The organism is Kurthia sp. FSL E2-0154, from assembly GCF_038003625.1.
Taxonomy (GTDB): domain Bacteria; phylum Bacillota; class Bacilli; order Bacillales_A; family Planococcaceae; genus Kurthia; species Kurthia gibsonii.
Window position 1 is genome coordinate 2,331,231 of sequence record NZ_JBBOPO010000001.1, and the last position, 18,876, is coordinate 2,350,106.

Genomic DNA, 18,876 nt, shown 5'->3' on the forward strand with positions numbered 1-18,876 from the left:
TAATCAAATTGACTTCTCTTACCAATTGTAGCATATCGACGCAAATTTTTTATACGTAAAACACTTGATTAAATTTGAACATTACAGCCCCTTTCAATTAATATATCTAACCAAGGAGGAACATCTTCAATTGGATTATCTCGTAAGTCAAGTTCTTGTAAACTCGTTAGTTGTAACAGCTCAGCTGGAACCTCTGTTACTTGATTGCCTCGCATATTTAATACTTTCAAAGCCTGACATTTAAACATCTTACCAGGGAATCTTTTTAATTGATTTGCTTGTAAATCGAGTACTTCTAAGCTTGAAAAACTTGGCGTAAAATCCTGTATCTCCGCAATTTGATTATATCCTGCATAAAATTCTTTTAGATGAATAAGTGTATAAAATGAACGTGGAATTGTCATAATTTGATTATGGTCGATTGATAAATGTGTTAATTGAATAAGCATACCAATCTCTTCAGGGATTTGAACAAATTGGTTGTGTGAAATATTTAAAGATTTTAGTTTATGTAAATTCCCAATCGTACTTGGCAATTCTTTCATTTGATTATATTCAACGTGTAATGCTCCCGATAAATTTTGTAATAACCCTACCTCTGCTGGCATCTCTTCAATTTGATTATGGGATAGATTCAATTCTTCCAATTCAGTTTGTAAAAATAATTCATTTGGAAAACAAGTTAATTGTTGTTCAGATAAATCGACACATGTCATTTGACCTTCTGCATTAGAAAACATCTATTTAAAACCTCCTATCCTTTATTTTTATACAATCTTAGTATGCTAGTTATATCGTCATACTTATTTCATTGTATAGTATAAAAGGTCTTTAATTATATGACGAATTGTAATATTAAATGCACCACTCAAAATAAATAAAAAAGACCCATTCAATATGAACCTGTATAATTAAAGTTCCTACACCAAAATCAACAGGGGGCCATATTGAATGAGCTATTATCATCTTACCATATCTGAACGTTCGAAAATAGAGGTTTTAAAAGGATTAGGGTACTCTTGTCGTGCCATTGCGCGTCATCTCAACCGTTCTCATACAACGATTTCTCGTGAATTAAAGCGATTGAATGAATGGTCAGCTGAAAAGGCGCAATGGCACGCGGCTGCGCAGAAGAAAAAATGTGGTGCGCGTTCAAAGTTTACCGACAAACTGCGTAAAATTATCGAAGAAAAACTAAAAGCGACATGGTCTCCTGAACAGATTGTCGGTTCCTTGTTTCAAGGCAAATTATCTTTCAAAACAATTTATCGCTGGCTTTATTCAGGGAAACTTCACGTGACGCTTCAAGTGCTTCGCCAAAAAGGAAAACGTCAGGCACCACGCGAAACACGTGGGCGTTTCAACGTTGGAACTTCTATTCAGCATCGCCCAAAAGAAGTCAAAACGCGTGAAACGTTTGGCCATTGGGAATTAGATACCGTCGTTTCAGCACGCGGTACAAAAGGATGTATCGCGACATTCGCCGAGCGAAAAACAGTACGGCATCCCAATTTACTTCGCTGATCCGTACGCGCCATGGCAACGTGGCACGAGTGAAAATAGTAATGGTCTTTTACGCGAATTTTTCCCAAAACGAATGGATTTGGGACAACTAACACCAGCAAAAATAGAAAAAGCACTTTCATTGATCAACAATCGACCAAGAAAATGCCTCAACTGGAACACCACGCAGGAAGCATTTGAATATCAGGTGGTGCAGTTAATTTGACAATCTATCGTGCATAAAAAAAGACTTGCCAGCCACCCCAAGTCCCTCTACTGTTTAAGGTGTCGAAGCCAAAACAGGGAGGTAAGAAAGGATGCTAGCAATGTCTGAAGTTAATTGTATCAAAACATTACGAAACGAAAAAGGATTATCGATTACTGAAATCGCAAAAATAATGCAAGTCAATTGGCGTACTGCTAAAAAATATGGTGACGGGGATCAGCTCCCTCAAGAGAAAACTCATTTAAAAAAAGGCATGATGTACGATGGAAAATGGGGAGAAATCGTAGTTGATTGGTTAGAAGAAGATTTAAAGCTCAAGAAAAAGTTACGACGAAAAAACAAAAAAATATTTGAGGATCTAGTAAAAGAGGGTTTCCAAGGTTCTTACAGAACGGTTTTTAATTTTATTCAAGAATGGAAGGTAGCACAGGAAGAAGAAGCAGACAAAGTCCATGAACGCTTAGCACATCCAGAAGGAGAAGCGCAGGTAGACTTCGGTATCATGGAAGCTGTTCAAGATGGAGAAATACTGGATGTACATGCATTAGTCATGTCGTTTCCAGCAAGTAATACAGCATTTGCGGTACCAATGCCGAGTGAATCAAATAAACGAACCATTTGAAGTTTAAATTCAGGTGTAAATGTTCTTCTTTGTCTAGCCATAATAAAATCGCCTACTTTCTTAATTTAACAATACATCCCCTCAGGAAAGTTGTCCAATTAAGTGTAGACGATTCAATTACCATTTTATATCTAATGGATCATTTGAGTCACTAGTTATTTTTGACATCCTATTACTCAAATATTAACTATAGTTATTATTGTATGATTAATCATATTCCTATCTCTCTTGATATTTTACCAATTAGATTTCTGGCTGGCTCTCAAATATATATCACTACACAATTTTAGATTTTTTTAATAAATATAAGAAATAAGGTGCACCTATAATGGCTGTTACAACACCTGCAGGAATTTCGAGTGGAGGAAACAACCCTTTACCTATTGCGTCTGCTACTAATAGGAATATTGAACCTATTAAAGCTGACAACGGTAACAATTTAATGGCTTTTGGTCCTGCTAGTAGCCTTGCTATATTAGGTGCAATTAACCCTATAAAGCCAATTGTTCCTGTTACTGACACAACAGAACCAACACAAATTGCTGCCATTACAAGATATACATTTCTAATGAGCGATACTTTTTCTCCTAAACTGACAGCAGATTCATCACCTAAACTTAATATGTCAATTTTACGAGCAAATAAGAAAATAAACGGCAACACCACAACTCCTGGTATAAAGAACCATAAGTCATCATAATTACGTCCCCATACACTTCCTGACAACCACAATAATGTCGTATTAATATTGTCTGGATATCTGATCATAAAATATTGAAGACCTGCCTGACATATCGCACTTAAAGCAACACCTATTAATGCTATTGTGTATGTACTTGCTTGGATCAATTTGCCTATAAGCATAATGAGCATAATGAGTACAACCGCTCCAATAAATGAAGCAATACCTAAGAAATAAAATGGAAGTGCTGGTAACAATATTGTTTGCGCAACCGCAAACAATCCTGCACCTTTTGTGACACCAATAATATCTGGCGATGCTAAAGGATTTCTCAGTATGCTTTGGACAATTGCTCCAGATACACCTAATAAACACCCACCTATTAACGAAAGAATCATTCTTGGCAATCTATAATTATAAATGACAAAATCATAATCATCTGAAAAACCAATAAATGTAGATATAATCTTTGATATACCTATAAACTGAGAACCAACTTGTAGATTAATGAATAACGCGACCAATAGTACGAGTGAAACGATGATATATTTCCATTTAAGTTTCATCCTTTTTGAACACTCCTTCCATTTTTACATAAGTAAAGGAAGAATGGACTGCCTATTAAAGCTGTTACAATCCCAACAGGCGATTCATAAGGATATGCAATAATATGTGATAACGCATCTGAATATACGAGTAATACCGCACCAATCAGTGCCGTTAATATAATATGCCTTTCATAACCGCCTCTAATCAACCTCTTAGATATATGAGGTGCAATTAATCCCACAAAACCAATTGGCCCTGCAACAGATACTGATGAACCTGCTAAAATAATAACCATTAAACCAAATATAATATAAATCCTTTTCTTATAAATACCTAATCCTGTAGCTAAATCATCACCAAGTGAAATAACTGTTAAATGTCTCGCTAACATAATGGTGATAATCGTACCGATTACAAACCATGGTAATAAGACTTCCACACTATCCCAATCTTTACCGTTTAACGAACCTGTTAACCAATATAGAATATCTGTGGCATTTTCATTCATTAGTATCAATACTTCAGTGACCGAAGATAGTAACAAATGAATGGTCATACCCGCTAAGGCTAAACGAACTTGATTATTCTCGTGTCCATAAATAAAGGTATAAACAATCACGCCACCTAAAATCGCACCAATAAAGCCAATATATGCACTTTGGTTACCATTATAATCAGGAAAGAAAACCAATGCCGCCACGAGCACTAATGAAGCACCAGCATTAATACCAAATGTTTGAGGTGAAGAAAGTGCATTCCTCGTAATACCTTGCATGATTGCACCTGCTAACGCTAAACTCACGCCAACCATAATCGCAACTAATACTCTTGGTAGTCTTACCGTTCTAATAATTAATGTATCTTTCGAGTAATCATTATGTAATAAAGCGTGAAATATCGTTTTAAAACTCATAATTGATGAAGCAAAGCTTAAATTTATAAAAATCCCTAAAATTAAAATTATGACTGTTACTATAATGATTACTGTTTCTTTTTTCATAACATCACCAACTCAACTCAGAAATAAAACAATGAACGAACAATTATGTACGTTCATTGTTCAAGTATTTATTTCTTTTTGTTATATTTTTGTAAATCTTTTATGATATATTCATTGGCATTGATACCTCTGAATCTCGTCCAGAAGTCTCTATCTACTTGATATATTTGACCTTTTCTATATGCTTTAAGATCTTTCCAAATCGCTTTTTCTTTCCAATCATCTGTTATTGGATTCTTTTTATCAGTTGTAAAAATGATTTTATCCGGATTAATTTTAGATAAATTTTCTAAATTAACATCTTCATATGCATTTTTAGATTCTACAGCATTATCTAATCCCAATTTCGTTAATAGCTGGCCAGCATAAGAAGTAGATGTATGAGCTTGAAAAGCATCTTCTCTCGCAACTGCAATCAACACTTTTTCACCTTTGTTTTCTTTAGTAGTTACTTTATCTTTAGCTTTTTTAATTTTTGCATCTTGATCTTCAAGTAATTGTTTAGCTTTATCTTCTTTACCTAAAGCTTTGCCAACTGTTTTAAATGAACCATTCACATCATCATAGCTTGCTTCTCTACTTTTCAATACAAGTGTTGGTGCAATTTTCTTCAAGTCTTCACTTATACCTTTATGACGTTGAACATCCGCTATAATCAAATCTGGTTTAAGTGAACTGATAGATTCTAAGTTTGGTTGTTTACGCGTACCAACTGACGTATATTTCACATCTTCACCATATAATTTTTTAATAATTTCTTTCTTATTATCGTCCGCAATACCAACTGGTGTATTGCCAAGATTTTTAACTGCATCTGCAAAAGAATACTCTAATACGACAATGTTTTTAGGATTCTTATTAACTTTTTGAATACCTAATTCATCTTTTATTTCTATCGTTTCAGATTTCTTAGCACCTGATTCACTACCTTTATTATTGCCACACGCTGCTAGAAACATTGCTGAAACAACTAATACCGCCATAAAAATTCTTGAATATTTATTCATGATGCCCTCCTATTAATTGATAACCATTATCAATTATAAATTACTCATAAAATAATGTCTATAATTAATTAAAAAGTTTTACAGAGAGCGTAAAATATTTTGTGTAAATGAAAAAAACATAAAAAAAGAAGACCCAATTCTTGGTAGAATAAAGTCACGACAACCAATTCTAGAAAAAGGGTCTTCCTATGGATAAGTTTACGACAGAAATCAATATTTTTATTATTATACTAATAATATGATTTACCTAAATTATGTTATAAAAAAAACTCGAATACGCTAGTGTACTCGAGATCTTAAAATTATTTTTTTTGCTTTTGAATATAAACAACTAAACTTAAAACACTGATTAAAATAACGATTAAATGCAGTGCCAATAAAAGTCCACTTGTTTGTTCTGATATTGGTAATAATACGGTTAAAATACCGATTCCTAATAAAAAATAGGCACTATTTGTTGCGACTTGTAATAGTGGTTTTTTTATTTGAGTTACTTGCATACCAATAAGCATTTGCAAATTTTTAGTGCGCCATAAATAAATAGCTAATAAAATAAGTGCCGTTCCAATGACGGTTGTTGGCACAAAGTCCATCGCCTTCATATTCTTCATTCCTTACCTCGGTTGAATTGTCCATAGCCCACAACAATGAGCATATTTCTTAAATTGTACCTTGGCAAATGTTGAAATGATAGGTAAAAGCTTTGTTACGATAAAATAATATTCGCTATCATCCCAATCATCGATATGCTGTTTACGACATTTACTCTGTAAAAAGTGTGTTTCAAAGCTAATGTCACCAATATAGATGGCACCATCTTCGTTTAGGTGGGTCAATAATTCACGAAACAACTTAACTTTTTCGTCATCCGTTAAATGATGCATTGCGTAGGTACTAATAATGACATCGAATTTTTTATTCGTAATCAACTTCGATGTATTGTGTAAATCACCTTCGATAAAAGTCGCTTTCGGCATTTTATCGCCTGCGATTTTCAACATCTCTTCCGAAAAATCAATGCCTGTAATATGATGTCCTGCATCATATAAACGTTTCGTTAGTTTACCTGTTCCAACGCCTAAATCGACAATGTTTTGTACATCCTTTGTACAAACTTTTTCGTACAAAGCTTCCATCATTGGTTCATACCCCGCAAAAGGATATGCTTCTTGTTCATCACTTAATTTAACTGTTTGATCATAGCTTGAAGCCCATAAATCAAAACCCTTATTATCCAACATCAATGTAGAACTCCTCCAGATTATTCCGGAGAATTTACATGTGTAAACCCTCCTTATTTACTGTGATTGTTTTCATTGATTTAATCATATTCAACACTCCTTCATTTTTTCTTTTTTATTTAATCTTCATCCCATTCATCAAAGTATAATGCCATATGATATTCATCAATATACTGATGATTTGGCATCTTTAGAATATCTTTTTCCATACCGATAATTTCAAAACCAAAAGATGTATACACACCTTTTGCAATTTGATTTTTCACATTAACTTTGAGATGAATTTGCTCACAACGTAATTCTTTTGCACGCATAATCGCTGCGGCAATAATCGGCTTACTAATGCCCTCTCCTTGATAATCTTGATGCACATAAATTCCTTTTAAAGAAGCGATATGACGCAATTTTAGCCTTGTATTTGTCTCTAACGTGACCATACCTACAAGTAGTTCTTCTTCAAATGCACCAAACACAATATGATTTTGATTATTTAGAAAATTTTCGAAATAATGAGGTTCATACGTTACTTCTTCTTCATAGGATGAGGCAAAGGCGGTTGGAGAGTGTTCAAGTGCTTGTAACCGTAATTCTCGATAGATCTGTGTATCTTCTTTCGTTAACACGCGAATACGCACAAAAGACCCTCCTTTAGTTTTTGATATTATACCACATTTTAGCAATTACAAGCTATTATGACCAAAAATAAAAAATGGGCTATAGCGAGTCGGGTAACTCGTTATAGCCCATTTAGATTCAAAAAGTGTAAGCGATTTTTTTGGAGAAAAGTGGCTTACCTCTTTGTTTCCAATATCTATTTTACTAAACATATGCAATAAAAACTAGATATAACTTTGTATAGAATGTAACTCTTTATCCTCGATTTAAAGCATTTTCTTCTAAAGTTACTATTTTAGAATTATTCACTATTGCTTGATTAGATTTACTTTGTAAAAATCCGCTCATATTGGAATTCTTTTGTTGCTTCATCTCGTGTAATTAAGAAGACATCTGGATTCGTCATGTTCTGCCAACCTTCAAAGCTAAACTGATCATTAATTGTTTGTAAGAACATCGAGATTAAATTACCATGACTGACAACGACTGCTTCTTCTTCAGGTCGTTCAATTAACTCGTTCATCACTTCTACAATGCGCGCTTGTGCTGCACGACCTGATTCTCCACCCTCAAATTCTAAATCCATATCTACAAATCCTCTTTGTATCCATGTCAGCCAATCATCTACTTTTAATGTACTAAACACACGCTCTGTTAAACGCTTTTCTTCATGAATAGGTAAATCAAGTGATGCGGCAAGTGGTGCAGCTGTCTGAACTGCTCGGTCATATGTACTCGACATAATTAAATCGATGGGATGTCCTTCAAAAAATGGAATTAAGTCTTGTGCCTGTTGACGTCCTTCTTCTGTTAATTGCGCTTTAGGCTGTTGACCATCCGCTTTACAATGACGTACTAGGTAGATTTTTTCCATAGGATCTCCTTCTTTCTAATTGATTGTCTCATTATACAAAAGGTGTGCTTGAATGAATAATTATAACTCTTCATTCGCATACATATCTTAGCGTATAAAAAACCACCATATAATATACAGCGGTAGTAAACATCCTAAACTATATAAAACAATGCTTTTCCACATACACTTTAATTTATTAACCCATAACTGCATAGAAAACTTCCTTCATTCATTTTCTATAGTATAGTAAAAATCATTAGAAAATACGATTAAAGTAGATTACGAATACCTAATATGAATTCATAAAGGAAATACAATGCGAAACCAATTAGAAGAATACCTGCAACAATAGAGACTTTTCGAATCACTTTGCGACTCATTGCCCGTCTTGAAATCGACACAATCGCTAACAGACCAACATCATGTAAAACAATACCTGTTAGAATACCGAGCCCTGCAAAACTGAATTCATGAACGCTATAAGATTTCGCAAGTACTGCACCAAATACCGACACCCAAAAGACTAAGTTTCCTGGCGATACAGCTACTAAGATTCCATTTCTATATGTACGCCAAAAAGATTGATTCGGTTTCTCACCTACTAAACTAATTCCTTGATCGGCATTTTTAATCGAATCATACGCTAAATAAAATAAGAAAGCGGCTCCAACAATCCATAATGGTAATTGAACAAATGGAAGTGCTAAAAATGAAGCTAATCCAAAATACAGTGCAATAATTAATGCGGCATCAATTGTCATGCCACCAAGTCCAACTGCCCATCCATGAATAAAACCATTTTTCAAACCTTGTTTTGTCATTTCAACGGTCATGGCTCCGACAGGTAAAGCAATTGTAAATCCAACAATTAAATAAGAAATATACGTTTCCATAACTTTACCAACTCCTTACTTGATTATAAGGAGAATAAGTATGAATATCAATACATAAATTAGAATATTTATACTTTCAAGCCATAAAAAAAGCAACTCCCTTAAGAGAGTCGCCTTTTACGGACAAACTTTAAAAATTAAAGTTTAGTTACGTTAGTAGCTTGTGGTCCGCGGTTACCTTCTTCAACTTCGAATTCAACTTTTTGACCTTCGTCTAAAGTTTTGAAACCGTCGCCTTGGATAGCTGAGAAGTGTACGAATACGTCGTTTCCGCCTTCAACTTCGATGAAACCGAAACCTTTTTCTGCATTAAACCATTTAACTGTACCTTGTGTCATTATGAATGACCTCCTATTAATGAATTCAATAATAGATTGTTCAACCGAGAATAAAAATACACCTGCTAGAGAGACCGCATTATACAGTCTTCCAAGCAGGTGAATGTATTGTATACGCTGAGCCAATTTCATTATTAATAATAGTATAACCTATTTTGTCCGATTTGTCTAAAAAAGACTATCCAATCATTAAAAATTTTCTGCTTTTTTATACAAAAATCTTTACTTAATCAAGGTTCCTTGATGGAAAAACAATTTCCAATCTTTCTCTTTTTTACGCCAAATCGAACTTCTTAAAGCTTGCTGTTTTGTTAAAATATTTGTTGTTTTATATGTTACTAGAATGACACTTTTATCTACAAAACGTTCTTCATAATCTTCTACACGTAAAAAACGTTCTGTTGGTGGTGATTCTTTACCGATGGCACTTAGCTGATTTTGTTTTGTGTATTGTGTGCCGATTGTGCCAAATTCGATAAAGTCTTCATCCATCATTTGATCAAATTCATCATACACATAATTTTGCAGTCTCATCTCTAAGTCATATATTTGCATCATAAGCATCTCCCCTATACACTTTACTTATACCCCTTTATCTATGAATTAAAATTGTCATTTGTATTTGATTAATTTATACAGTAACAGGGAATGTAGAATAGGGATGAAAAATCACTTTAAAAGGAGCGTTTTAAATGAATTTTAAAAATGTTACAGTTGCTGGTAGTGGTGTTTTAGGGAGTCAGATTGCTTTTCAAACAGCTTTTCAAGGTTTTAATGTAAGTGTTTATGACATTAATGAAGGTGCGATTAAAGCCGCACAGGAACGCGTTCAAAAGCTTGCTGAGACATATAAACACGAAGTTGCAAAACATCCGTCAGAGGTGGATGATGCACTCGCTCGACTTTCTTTCTATACAGATTTAGGTGAGGCTGTAAAAGATGCTGATTTAGTTATTGAAGCTGTTCCAGAACGAATTGATATTAAAACAAGTTTCTATGAACAATTAGCAAAAGTAGCACCTGAAAAAACCATCTTTGCAACGAACTCTTCTACGATGATTCCAAGTCAATTTCGCGATGCAACAGGACGACCTGAAAAATTCCTAGCACTGCACTTCGCAAACGAAATTTGGAAAAATAATACGGCTGAAATCATGGGACATGATGGAACAGATCCAAAATACGTAACAGAAGTAATTGATTTTGCTCGTGCGATTGGCATGGTTCCACTGCATATTTTAAAAGAACAACATGGCTATATTTTAAATTCATTACTTATACCATTACTTAATGCTGCACAGGCATTGTACGCAAACGGCATTGCTGAACCACAGACAATTGATAAAACTTGGATGATTGCGACTGGCTCACCAAGAGGGCCATTTGCTATTTTAGATGTAGTTGGCTTGCAAACCGCTTACAACATCGTATCTGCAAGTGCAGATAAAAATCCAGTTGCTGGAAAAATCGCTGACATTTTAAAACATGACTTTATTGATAAAGGAAAGATGGGGGTTGCGACAGGAGAAGGATTTTACAAATACCCAAACCCTGCTTATGCCGATCCAAACTTCTTAAAATAATTCGCTCAACGAAGGAGAAATTTCGCTATGACGAGATTTCTCCTTTTTAATTTGTATAATTTCATTTGATTACGCATACTTAGAGTATTCATATATGTAGAAAGGGTTAAATAAATGACTGAAAAAGAAAAAATCTCAAAAAAAAATTTTAAAAAGTTCATTCAACTCGTTAAAAGTACCAATCCACCAAAACTTCTAATCGTGATTGCACTTATTTTAACGCTCTCCACAACTGCTGTATCCTTAATGGTTCCGCTCTTCACAAAGAACCTCGTAAATGACTTTACAATTGATGATTTAAATAAAACAACGATTGCATTACTAGTCGGTGCGATTATTTTACAAGCATTATCAGGTGGATTCTCCATCTACATTTTAAATCGTATTGGACAAAGTGTTGTCGCTGGTATGCGTGACCGTCTATGGAAGAAGTTATTAGTTCTACCCGTTAATTATTTTGATGAAAACCCTTCTGGTGAAACCGTAAGTCGTATGACGAATGATACGACCGTCGTTAAAACACTCATCTCAGAACATCTTGCCAACTTCTTATCAGGTATCATCTCGATTATTGGCGCAATGATTGTCCTGTTCATTTTAGATTGGCGCATGACAACTGCCATGTTTATCGCCATTCCGTTAGCTGCGGCCGTTCTAATTCCGCTTGGTCGTAAAATGTATAAAATCTCAAAGAATACACAGCTTGAAACAAGTAAATTCACAGCACTTTTAACACAGGTACTCTCTGAGATTCGTCTTGTGAAATCTTCAAACTCTGAGAAAATTGAATACAATAACGGCGCAACAGGTATTCGTAACTTATTCAATTACGGTTTAAAAGAAGCAAAAGTATATGCTTTTATTGGACCGATTATTAATCTAGTTATGATGATTTTATTAGTTGTATTACTCGGTTATGGTGGTATGCGTGTATCTTCTGGGGCGCTATCAGCAGGTGCATTAGTAGCTTTCATCATGTACCTCTTCCAAATCATTATGCCAATGGCACAAATTGCAGAGTTCTTTACGCAATTCCAAAAAGCTTCAGGTGCAACCGAACGCATTATTGAAATTTTAGAAGTTGAAGATGAAAAAGATGGTTATGAAGAAGTTCAAAAAGTTGATGAAGCAATTCAGATTGAGTGTTTATCTTATAACTATCCTGATAAAGAACCTGTATTAAAAAATCTAAACTTTACGATTCCGCCGAATCAAGTAACCGCAATTGTCGGTCCGAGTGGTAGTGGTAAAACGACCTTCTTCTCTCTTATTGAACGTTTTTACCAACCACAAGAGGGAGCGATTCTTCTTGGCAATCAAAATATCCAAAACTTCTCTCTATTATCTTGGCGTAAGCAGATTGGCTATGTGTCACAAGAGAGTCCGATTATCGCAGGGACCATTCGCGACAATATCACATATGGATTAGAACGAGAAGTATCAGACGAAGAAATCAATCGCGTTATTAAAATGGCCTATGCCGATCAGTTTATTGAAAACTTAGAAGATGGTATTTTAACCGAAGTAGGTGAACGTGGCATGAAGTTGTCTGGTGGACAGCGCCAACGTATCGCCATTGCACGCGCGTTCTTACGTAACCCACAAATTCTAATGTTAGATGAAGCAACATCGAGTTTAGATAGTAAATCCGAACAAGTTGTACAACGTGCGTTAGAGGAGCTCATGAAGGGTCGTACAACAATTGTTATCGCTCACCGTCTCTCAACCGTTATTCATTCCGATCAAATTGTCTTCCTAGAACAAGGTGAGATTACAGGGATTGGTACACATCAAGAACTTTATGCAACACATGCACTCTATAAAGAATTCTCTGACCAACAACTAAAAGGATTACAAGTCTAATCAAAAAGAAGAATCGTTCCTCACGTGAAGGGGCGATTCTTCTTTTAATATTTAAGATCGTACTGCATAGCTTTCAACCTGTGCTTGAACTTTTTTCTTCATATGCACAATAGGCATTTGATGTCCTAATAAATTCGTCGTTTCAAATGTAGATTCGATGTGCATACCATAAGATTCATAGAGATGAACATTACGTGATTCATTCGCGCGAACGTCGCAAGCAATCCATTGTACAGACTGTTGTTTTGCAATATTTTCTAAATAGGTAACTAGCTTTTTCGCATATCCTTTTCCACGTTGAGTTGGTAAAACACTTACACGAGAAAAAGTGAGTGTACTCTCTTTTATCTCATAACGTGCCATCGCCACAGGACCTTCATTATTCAATCCAACAATTGCTTTTTGACCACAAGCTAACGCTTTTTTAACATCGCGCTCTGTTTCCATTATGGCGCTTGATGGCGGATTCACATACTCTTTAAACGCTTCATGCATGAGCTCTACGATTAATTCCTCATTTTCTGTATGCACAATAATCATTCTCTACACACCCTTAAATGAATTTTTATTCATTATTATACATAAAAATTCTATAAAAATGCAAGAACTATGATTTATTTCTTCCAGTGAAGGTGTTGTAAAAAGTGTAAAAAGTCTTCATACATTGTTTTAGCATCTTTTCCATATGTCATTAAATGCCCTGCTTGTTCATAACATGTTACAACTTTTTGTGTTGAACCGATCCGCTCGGCTACATAATTCGCTGTCTCTTCATATAATGCATCATCTTGACCACCATATGCTAAGTAAATAGGTACTTGAATTTGCTCTAAATGTTGCATCTGTTGTTCAATCATCTCAATAAAGGCTGGTACAATCTCCATCGGATGTGCTTTTAAAGCTTGTCGTGCCGCTTCTTTTTCTTCATCTGTACCTTCTTCATATTGTTGATGTTGTTTTGCATAGTAGACCACTCTTTTTCGCAAGGTCACTTCATCACGCGTCATCGGTAGTGACATTGTAACAATTGCAAGTGGGTTTAATTCATGTGCTACTTTTAATGTGAGTACAGCGCCTAAAGATAGCCCCATCACAACAATCTCCTCATATCCCTCATCTTCAAGAAACTCATACGCTGATTGAACATCCTCCCACCAAGTAGATGGACCATACTGTAGTAATGTATCTGCCTTTTGGCCATGCCCCGTATACATCGGTGCATGAACCGTATATCCTTCTCTATTTAAAAACTTCCCAAGTTGTCGCATATCAATCGTCGACCCCGTAAATGAATGAAGTAGTAAAATCGCTTTACTACCGCCTTGAAAATAAAATGATTCCGGTGCTTTATATTTCATAAGTCCCTCCTGTTAGGTTTAAATATTAAAAATAATTTGCATATCTTCTGTTTTTTTAATAGACTAGAAGACGTCAGTTTTTTAGAAAAGAAGGTGATTTTGTGGAAGACGCGTTGCATTATTTCGTCATTTCTACAACCGCAGGCTACTATGCGCAATCTGGATTTGTAGCAGATATTGAAGAAGCACAAGCTTTTTGTTCTGAAATCGAAGCCGAAAGAGCGGCTCAAATTATTAAAGGTACAGTCTGCTCGCAATCTGTATCTTACGACGAACTTGAACAATCTTTTTTAGAACTCTCAGCACAATACGATATACTTTATACATTAGATGAGCAGCAAGCCATCCAAAGCATTTGCGCGGAGCTTCAAGCAATCTAAGTCTCTGGTCTTAGACAAAGTTACAGTCTGAGACCTTTTTGTTTTCCTTTTTTTCTTTTTATAATAATGAATATAGAAAGAAAAAGGAGGCTTAACATGAAAACCATTTTGAAGCAGTTAGGTATTTTCTCTTTTGCTGTATCGATGATGTTCGGAATTACATACTTACTCACAGGTGACCGATTCATGCCCTTCATTCCATCTGAACACTTCTATGCAGTAGCACATACAGCAGAAGAACAACAGCGCGTCAGTGGTCATTACGTATATGAAACCTACGCTGTAAATACTGCAGGCAAAAAACAATTCCTTGCATTCCAAACAGAACGTCCACTTCCAGAAGGTACATATGTGAAACTCTACGTAAAAGGCAATTATATCAAACTCATACAAGAAACTACCGCAGAAAGTATTCCATCAACAATACGGAATTCACTCCATTAAAAAATATTCTAACGTCACATGGACGCTAGAATATTTTTTATTTGACTATTTTTTCTTTTAGCGCGATTTTTCGATATGCGACTCGCGGTTCTTTCACTTTCTTTTGATAGTTGGCAATTGTTACACCGAGCATGATAAATACTGCACCAATATAACCCGTCATGCCCATTACTTCTTGTAAGAATAAGAAGGCAAAGAAAGCAGAGAAGATCGGTTCAAGTGAAAAGAAAAAGCCTGTATTTTCAGGTGTTGTATATTTCTGTGCAATGGGCTGCATAACAAAACCATATGCTGAACAGATGAACGCTAAACCTAAAATCGAAATCCAAGAACCCGATGTCGTCGGTAGAGCGGGTGTTTCAAATGTGAACGCAATAATAATGGCATATAACGAACAAAAGCCTAATTGATAAATTCCTAATTGCAGTACATCGACCTTACGCGCAAAATGATTCGTCACAAGAATATGAATGGCATAACACAATGCACCGATTAAACAATAAATAGCACCAAGCTGAATAGAGAAGCCATCTTTTAATGTTAAAAATGCTAGTCCCATCATGACCACCACAACACCAATCATAATTTGCTTCGCTGGTAGTCGCTTCGTTAAAAAGATTTGCAAAATCGGTACAAGTACAACCGTTGTACTCGTTAAAAATCCTGCTGTCGAAGCATCTGTATATTTCGTTCCTAATAATAATCCTAAGAATACACCGTATAATAATGCACCGACAATCGCACTGTACTTGATCGTTTGCCACGATACGCGAACCATCCTCTTCGCGAATAATAACCACATGAAGATGAATGCGATAATACTACGCATTGCGACGATTGTAAAAGAAGGCATTCCATCATCTGCGGCTACTTTCATAAATAAATAAGACGTTCCCCACGCCATCGAAACCGTAATTAATAATAAGTTCGCTTGTTTCTGTGTCATTCCATCACTTCCTTATTTTTTCTTTTTCTTAGATTATCACCGTTATTTACATTAATAAAACGAATATTTATAATAGTAATATTAGTTTTATTAATGTATAGGAGATGATGGAATGAATATTTATGAGTCCTTCGTTAAAATTGTTGAGCTCGGTAGTTTTACAAAAGCTGCTGAAGCACTTGGTTACACACAATCAGCAATTAGTCAGATGGTGAATAATCTTGAAAAAGAACTCGATACAACGCTGATCATTCGTTCTCGCAAAGGAATTTCTCTCACACCAGATGGTGAGGAGATGCTCCCTTTCATTAAAAATATTTGTCATGCACATAGTGAATTAAAAGAAAAACATCAAGAGATGCAAGGTTTGGAACGTGGTCTCATACGGATCGGTACATTCTCAAGTGTTTCAACGAACTGGATTCCGACCCTATTACATAACTTTAAACAACTGTATCCTGGTGTCCACTTCGAGTTACAACAAGGTGAATATACAAGTATTTCAAAATGGATCTATGAAGGGACCGTCGATTTTGGTTTTGTGAATCCTGCTGCTGTATCGAATTTAACGACTATTCCATTAGCACAGGATGAGGTCTTAGCTGTGCTACCTTACGGACATGAACTTGCTGACCATGATGAAGTACATATTCATGATTTAACAAAAGATCCTTTTATTCAAATTGACGAAGGAGATTTTAGTGAACCACAACACTATTTTGAGAAGGCAAATCTTACACCGAACACACAATTTAAAGTGTATGACGATTACACAATCATGGCGATGGTCGAACAACAACTCGGTATTTCCATGTTACCGAAACTCGTATTAAGCCGCTGCCCTTATCATATTTTGACAAAACGCATCTCGCCACCTGTCGTCCGTACAATTAGTCTCGCTTATAAAAATAAAAAAGTGCTCCCAATCGCAAGTCGCTATTTCATCGACTTTATTACGGAACACTTCTCAAAAAAACAGGAAACACGCATATAAAGCGCATTTCCTGTTTTTATTTAAATATCACTATGTGTTTCTACGCTCGTTAGTTTATTGAAAAACGGGTAGAATTGATCTTTTTCAGGTGTTTTACGCATCGCAATCGCACTGCGTGGATGTTCATTGAATAATCCAGTCAAAGCGTAGGCTGTATTATACCCCCACTCCACTTCCTTACTAAGCGGTACAAAGCGATCATCAATTAGTTTTAAAAGCGGCTTCATATCATAACGTGAAGCGGTTAAGTGACCCACTACTAATTCTGTTTGACAGTTCCCTGCGCCGCGTCCCATACCGTAAACCGATGTATCTAAAAATTCAACGCCTAATTCAATACCTTCTAATGTATTAGCAAAAGCCATCTGTAGGTTATTATGCGTATGAATTCCTAAACGTTTTGACGGTGCATGCTCTTTGAAAAGCTTCACTAAGTAAGCAATGTCTTTTGGGAAAAGGCTACCGAATGAGTCAACAACATACAGTACATCGACAACACTATGTTCAATTTTCTCTAGCGCTTCAACTAAATGTGAATTAATTGAATTCGATACAGCCATAATATTTAATGATGTTTCATAACCCAGATTATGGAATTGATTAATTAAATCAAGTCCTTTATCAATGTCTTTTAAGTAACAAGCGACACGAATCATATCGAATGGACTTTCAGAGCGTGGTGCACATTCGCTTGGATCTACGCGACCGATATCAACGATTGCTGATAGCTTCGTATTTTTCTTTTCTGGGATTACTTCACGAATGAAGTCATCATCACAAAAGCGCCAAGGGCCACAACCATCTGCATCTAATAACTTAGGTGAGTTTTTATAACTAATCTCCATATAATCGACACCTGCATTATTTAATGCTTCGTATGTATCACGCACGAAATCTACACTGAAATCCCAATTATTTACAAGACCACCATCACGAATTGTACAGTCTAAAATTTTCACTTGATTTGAGTTCATTTTCATCACCTGTCCTATCTACGAAATAAAGTTGATTATAACACATATCTGAATTTTTAGAATATTAAATTTCTCAAAAATGCTAATTTTTTATTTTTATATAAACTAAAGCTGTTCTATAAATCAAATACAAATTTATAGAACAGCTACCTCCCTCGCCCAAATTGTTAAAGGCCCTATCGCTGACCAACCACCACGCATGGCAGCAGCCAATCGTTCATCTGCTTCATATCCTACAATGGATTGTTTCGGAAAAAAGTTAGCCAAGACAGCAGGAATATCTTGAAATACATGGTTTACGCCAAATACATTAAAAATCCCGATAATCCCATGGCTTTGATAAGCTGAAAAACCACCATATCCTTCTTTATGAAATACTAAAACATGAGGGTCATCAATAATTGATGGCTGTAGCATACCTTCTAAATTAGCCGCCACAAGCCACTTTTGAAATGCTTCTTCATTTCGAACCCACTTCCACTCACTACAATACGGTACAACAGAAGATGACATCATCCACTGCGCTTTAAAGAACTTCGTGAATCCTAGAATTTGTAAGGTTGCATAACTATCCATAATCGTCGATACGCGGTCTGGAATTTTTTCCACAGTCGCTTCTCTCGTCTCTGTAATCATCTCTGGATAATAACTCGGTACATATTGATCCGCAATCCATACGTTATCCATACAGGCTGTTGTAATATGATGTGTTGCGCACACAGCTTTCCACCAAGCAATCTGGTTTAAAACTGCTTTTCTTAATAGCTTTTCTGGCATTTGGATCACCTCTAAACTATTAGTA

22 protein-coding genes and 1 pseudogene are annotated in these 18,876 nt (G+C 35.5%); 7 read left to right on the forward strand and 16 right to left on the reverse strand.

Annotation, left to right across the window (positions count from 1 at the left end):
• Positions 1 to 68 precede the first annotated feature (68 nt).
• Entirely contained in the window at positions 69 to 740 is a 672-nt protein-coding gene (locus MHB75_RS11540; RefSeq protein ID WP_340997834.1) for a leucine-rich repeat domain-containing protein, read from the reverse strand.
• 211 nt (positions 741 to 951) lie between these two features.
• Between MHB75_RS11540 and MHB75_RS11545 the strand changes: the two are divergent.
• Positions 952 to 1,729, forward strand: a pseudogene (locus MHB75_RS11545) (IS30 family transposase).
• Positions 1,730 to 1,820: 91 nt separating this feature from the next.
• A complete protein-coding gene (locus tag MHB75_RS11550; RefSeq protein WP_340997835.1) occupies positions 1,821 to 2,351 on the forward strand; it encodes a hypothetical protein in 531 nt (176 codons plus the stop codon).
• Between the two features lie 276 nt (positions 2,352 to 2,627).
• Here MHB75_RS11550 and MHB75_RS11555 read toward each other — a convergent pair whose 3' ends face one another.
• The 10 genes from MHB75_RS11555 to MHB75_RS11600 all read right to left on the reverse strand — a co-directional run bounded on the left by MHB75_RS11555 (position 2,628) and on the right by MHB75_RS11600 (position 10,090).
• Entirely contained in the window at positions 2,628 to 3,599 is a 972-nt protein-coding gene (locus MHB75_RS11555) for a FecCD family ABC transporter permease (RefSeq protein WP_340997837.1), read from the reverse strand.
• Complete coding sequence (locus tag MHB75_RS11560) at positions 3,596 to 4,582, reverse strand: FecCD family ABC transporter permease (RefSeq protein WP_340997839.1); 987 nt, start codon at positions 4,580 to 4,582, stop codon at positions 3,596 to 3,598. Before MHB75_RS11560 ends, MHB75_RS11555 begins: the two co-directional genes overlap by 4 nt.
• Positions 4,583 to 4,650: 68 nt before the next feature.
• The gene (locus MHB75_RS11565; protein ID WP_340997840.1) at positions 4,651 to 5,589 is read right to left on the reverse strand and encodes an ABC transporter substrate-binding protein; all 939 of its coding nucleotides are present in this window, start codon (positions 5,587 to 5,589) and stop codon (positions 4,651 to 4,653) included.
• Between the two features lie 302 nt (positions 5,590 to 5,891).
• Complete coding sequence (locus tag MHB75_RS11570; RefSeq protein WP_141274172.1) at positions 5,892 to 6,200, reverse strand: hypothetical protein; 309 nt, start codon at positions 6,198 to 6,200, stop codon at positions 5,892 to 5,894.
• A gap of 3 nt (positions 6,201 to 6,203) precedes the next feature.
• Positions 6,204 to 6,830, reverse strand: a complete 627-nt coding sequence (locus tag MHB75_RS11575) for a class I SAM-dependent methyltransferase (RefSeq protein WP_340997842.1) — start codon at positions 6,828 to 6,830, stop codon at positions 6,204 to 6,206.
• A 119-nt stretch (positions 6,831 to 6,949) separates the two neighbouring features.
• Positions 6,950 to 7,465, reverse strand: a complete 516-nt coding sequence (locus MHB75_RS11580; protein WP_340997844.1) for a GNAT family N-acetyltransferase — start codon at positions 7,463 to 7,465, stop codon at positions 6,950 to 6,952.
• 305 nt (positions 7,466 to 7,770) lie between these two features.
• Positions 7,771 to 8,319, reverse strand: a complete 549-nt coding sequence (locus MHB75_RS11585) for a histidine phosphatase family protein (RefSeq protein WP_340997845.1) — start codon at positions 8,317 to 8,319, stop codon at positions 7,771 to 7,773.
• Between the two features lie 251 nt (positions 8,320 to 8,570).
• Positions 8,571 to 9,194, reverse strand: a complete 624-nt coding sequence (locus MHB75_RS11590) for a LysE family translocator (protein ID WP_141274176.1) — start codon at positions 9,192 to 9,194, stop codon at positions 8,571 to 8,573.
• Between the two features lie 137 nt (positions 9,195 to 9,331).
• The gene (locus tag MHB75_RS11595) at positions 9,332 to 9,532 is read right to left on the reverse strand and encodes a cold-shock protein (protein ID WP_068450358.1); all 201 of its coding nucleotides are present in this window, start codon (positions 9,530 to 9,532) and stop codon (positions 9,332 to 9,334) included.
• A gap of 222 nt (positions 9,533 to 9,754) precedes the next feature.
• Positions 9,755 to 10,090 (reverse strand): nuclear transport factor 2 family protein, encoded by a 336-nt coding sequence (locus MHB75_RS11600; protein WP_340997849.1) that lies wholly within the window; start codon positions 10,088 to 10,090, stop codon positions 9,755 to 9,757.
• Positions 10,091 to 10,224: 134 nt separating this feature from the next.
• On the opposite strand from MHB75_RS11600, the gene MHB75_RS11605 reads away from it, so the two are divergent.
• Both MHB75_RS11605 and MHB75_RS11610 read left to right on the forward strand, forming a co-directional pair.
• On the forward strand, positions 10,225 to 11,115 hold the full coding sequence (locus MHB75_RS11605) for a 3-hydroxyacyl-CoA dehydrogenase (RefSeq protein WP_340997851.1): 891 nt from the start codon (positions 10,225 to 10,227) through the stop codon (positions 11,113 to 11,115).
• A 114-nt stretch (positions 11,116 to 11,229) separates the two neighbouring features.
• Positions 11,230 to 12,978: an ABC transporter ATP-binding protein gene (locus tag MHB75_RS11610; RefSeq protein ID WP_340997853.1), complete on the forward strand. Its 1,749-nt coding sequence runs from the start codon at positions 11,230 to 11,232 to the stop codon at positions 12,976 to 12,978.
• A gap of 51 nt (positions 12,979 to 13,029) precedes the next feature.
• Here the strand turns inward: MHB75_RS11610 and MHB75_RS11615 are convergent, their stop codons facing one another.
• Positions 13,030 to 13,518: a GNAT family N-acetyltransferase gene (locus tag MHB75_RS11615; RefSeq protein ID WP_340997855.1), complete on the reverse strand. Its 489-nt coding sequence runs from the start codon at positions 13,516 to 13,518 to the stop codon at positions 13,030 to 13,032.
• 74 nt (positions 13,519 to 13,592) lie between these two features.
• The gene (locus tag MHB75_RS11620) at positions 13,593 to 14,336 is read right to left on the reverse strand and encodes an alpha/beta hydrolase (protein WP_141274181.1); all 744 of its coding nucleotides are present in this window, start codon (positions 14,334 to 14,336) and stop codon (positions 13,593 to 13,595) included.
• Between the two features lie 101 nt (positions 14,337 to 14,437).
• Between MHB75_RS11620 and MHB75_RS11625 the strand changes: the two genes are divergently transcribed.
• Together MHB75_RS11625 and MHB75_RS11630 are read left to right on the forward strand one after the other, a co-directional pair.
• Positions 14,438 to 14,716: a hypothetical protein gene (locus tag MHB75_RS11625; RefSeq protein WP_087681051.1), complete on the forward strand. Its 279-nt coding sequence runs from the start codon at positions 14,438 to 14,440 to the stop codon at positions 14,714 to 14,716.
• A 96-nt stretch (positions 14,717 to 14,812) separates the two neighbouring features.
• A complete protein-coding gene (locus tag MHB75_RS11630; RefSeq protein WP_170214755.1) occupies positions 14,813 to 15,160 on the forward strand; it encodes a YxeA family protein in 348 nt (115 codons plus the stop codon).
• Between the two features lie 37 nt (positions 15,161 to 15,197).
• Here MHB75_RS11630 and MHB75_RS11635 read toward each other — a convergent pair whose 3' ends face one another.
• Positions 15,198 to 16,106, reverse strand: a complete 909-nt coding sequence (locus MHB75_RS11635) for a DMT family transporter (protein WP_340997858.1) — start codon at positions 16,104 to 16,106, stop codon at positions 15,198 to 15,200.
• A 112-nt stretch (positions 16,107 to 16,218) separates the two neighbouring features.
• Between MHB75_RS11635 and MHB75_RS11640 the strand changes: the two genes are divergently transcribed.
• The gene (locus tag MHB75_RS11640) at positions 16,219 to 17,100 is read left to right on the forward strand and encodes a LysR family transcriptional regulator (protein WP_340997859.1); all 882 of its coding nucleotides are present in this window, start codon (positions 16,219 to 16,221) and stop codon (positions 17,098 to 17,100) included.
• 20 nt (positions 17,101 to 17,120) lie between these two features.
• On the opposite strand, the gene MHB75_RS11645 is transcribed toward MHB75_RS11640, so the two are convergent.
• Entirely contained in the window at positions 17,121 to 18,074 is a 954-nt protein-coding gene (locus MHB75_RS11645) for an aldolase catalytic domain-containing protein (RefSeq protein ID WP_340998620.1), read from the reverse strand.
• Between the two features lie 135 nt (positions 18,075 to 18,209).
• Entirely contained in the window at positions 18,210 to 18,851 is a 642-nt protein-coding gene (locus MHB75_RS11650; protein ID WP_340997861.1) for a hypothetical protein, read from the reverse strand.
• Positions 18,852 to 18,876: the final 25 nt, after the last annotated feature.

What these genes read in the sequence shown, in the direction of transcription:
- MHB75_RS11540 (WP_340997834.1), bottom strand. Translation starts at nt 740, where the DNA reads ATGTTTTCTAATGCAGAAGGTCAAATGACATGTGTCGATTTATCTGAA.
- MHB75_RS11550 (WP_340997835.1), top strand. Translation starts at nt 1,821, where the DNA reads ATGCTAGCAATGTCTGAAGTTAATTGTATCAAAACATTACGAAACGAA.
- MHB75_RS11555 (WP_340997837.1), bottom strand. Translation starts at nt 3,599, where the DNA reads ATGAAACTTAAATGGAAATATATCATCGTTTCACTCGTACTATTGGTC.
- MHB75_RS11560 (WP_340997839.1), bottom strand. Translation starts at nt 4,582, where the DNA reads ATGAAAAAAGAAACAGTAATCATTATAGTAACAGTCATAATTTTAATT.
- MHB75_RS11565 (WP_340997840.1), bottom strand. Translation starts at nt 5,589, where the DNA reads ATGAATAAATATTCAAGAATTTTTATGGCGGTATTAGTTGTTTCAGCA.
- MHB75_RS11570 (WP_141274172.1), bottom strand. Translation starts at nt 6,200, where the DNA reads ATGAAGAATATGAAGGCGATGGACTTTGTGCCAACAACCGTCATTGGA.
- MHB75_RS11575 (WP_340997842.1), bottom strand. Translation starts at nt 6,830, where the DNA reads ATGTTGGATAATAAGGGTTTTGATTTATGGGCTTCAAGCTATGATCAA.
- MHB75_RS11585 (WP_340997845.1), bottom strand. Translation starts at nt 8,319, where the DNA reads ATGGAAAAAATCTACCTAGTACGTCATTGTAAAGCGGATGGTCAACAG.
- MHB75_RS11590 (WP_141274176.1), bottom strand. Translation starts at nt 9,194, where the DNA reads ATGGAAACGTATATTTCTTATTTAATTGTTGGATTTACAATTGCTTTA.
- MHB75_RS11595 (WP_068450358.1), bottom strand. Translation starts at nt 9,532, where the DNA reads ATGACACAAGGTACAGTTAAATGGTTTAATGCAGAAAAAGGTTTCGGT.
- MHB75_RS11600 (WP_340997849.1), bottom strand. Translation starts at nt 10,090, where the DNA reads ATGATGCAAATATATGACTTAGAGATGAGACTGCAAAATTATGTGTAT.
- MHB75_RS11605 (WP_340997851.1), top strand. Translation starts at nt 10,225, where the DNA reads ATGAATTTTAAAAATGTTACAGTTGCTGGTAGTGGTGTTTTAGGGAGT.
- MHB75_RS11610 (WP_340997853.1), top strand. Translation starts at nt 11,230, where the DNA reads ATGACTGAAAAAGAAAAAATCTCAAAAAAAAATTTTAAAAAGTTCATT.
- MHB75_RS11615 (WP_340997855.1), bottom strand. Translation starts at nt 13,518, where the DNA reads ATGATTATTGTGCATACAGAAAATGAGGAATTAATCGTAGAGCTCATG.
- MHB75_RS11620 (WP_141274181.1), bottom strand. Translation starts at nt 14,336, where the DNA reads ATGAAATATAAAGCACCGGAATCATTTTATTTTCAAGGCGGTAGTAAA.
- MHB75_RS11630 (WP_170214755.1), top strand. Translation starts at nt 14,813, where the DNA reads ATGAAAACCATTTTGAAGCAGTTAGGTATTTTCTCTTTTGCTGTATCG.
- MHB75_RS11635 (WP_340997858.1), bottom strand. Translation starts at nt 16,106, where the DNA reads ATGACACAGAAACAAGCGAACTTATTATTAATTACGGTTTCGATGGCG.
- MHB75_RS11640 (WP_340997859.1), top strand. Translation starts at nt 16,219, where the DNA reads ATGAATATTTATGAGTCCTTCGTTAAAATTGTTGAGCTCGGTAGTTTT.
- MHB75_RS11645 (WP_340998620.1), bottom strand. Translation starts at nt 18,074, where the DNA reads ATGAACTCAAATCAAGTGAAAATTTTAGACTGTACAATTCGTGATGGT.
- MHB75_RS11650 (WP_340997861.1), bottom strand. Translation starts at nt 18,851, where the DNA reads ATGCCAGAAAAGCTATTAAGAAAAGCAGTTTTAAACCAGATTGCTTGG.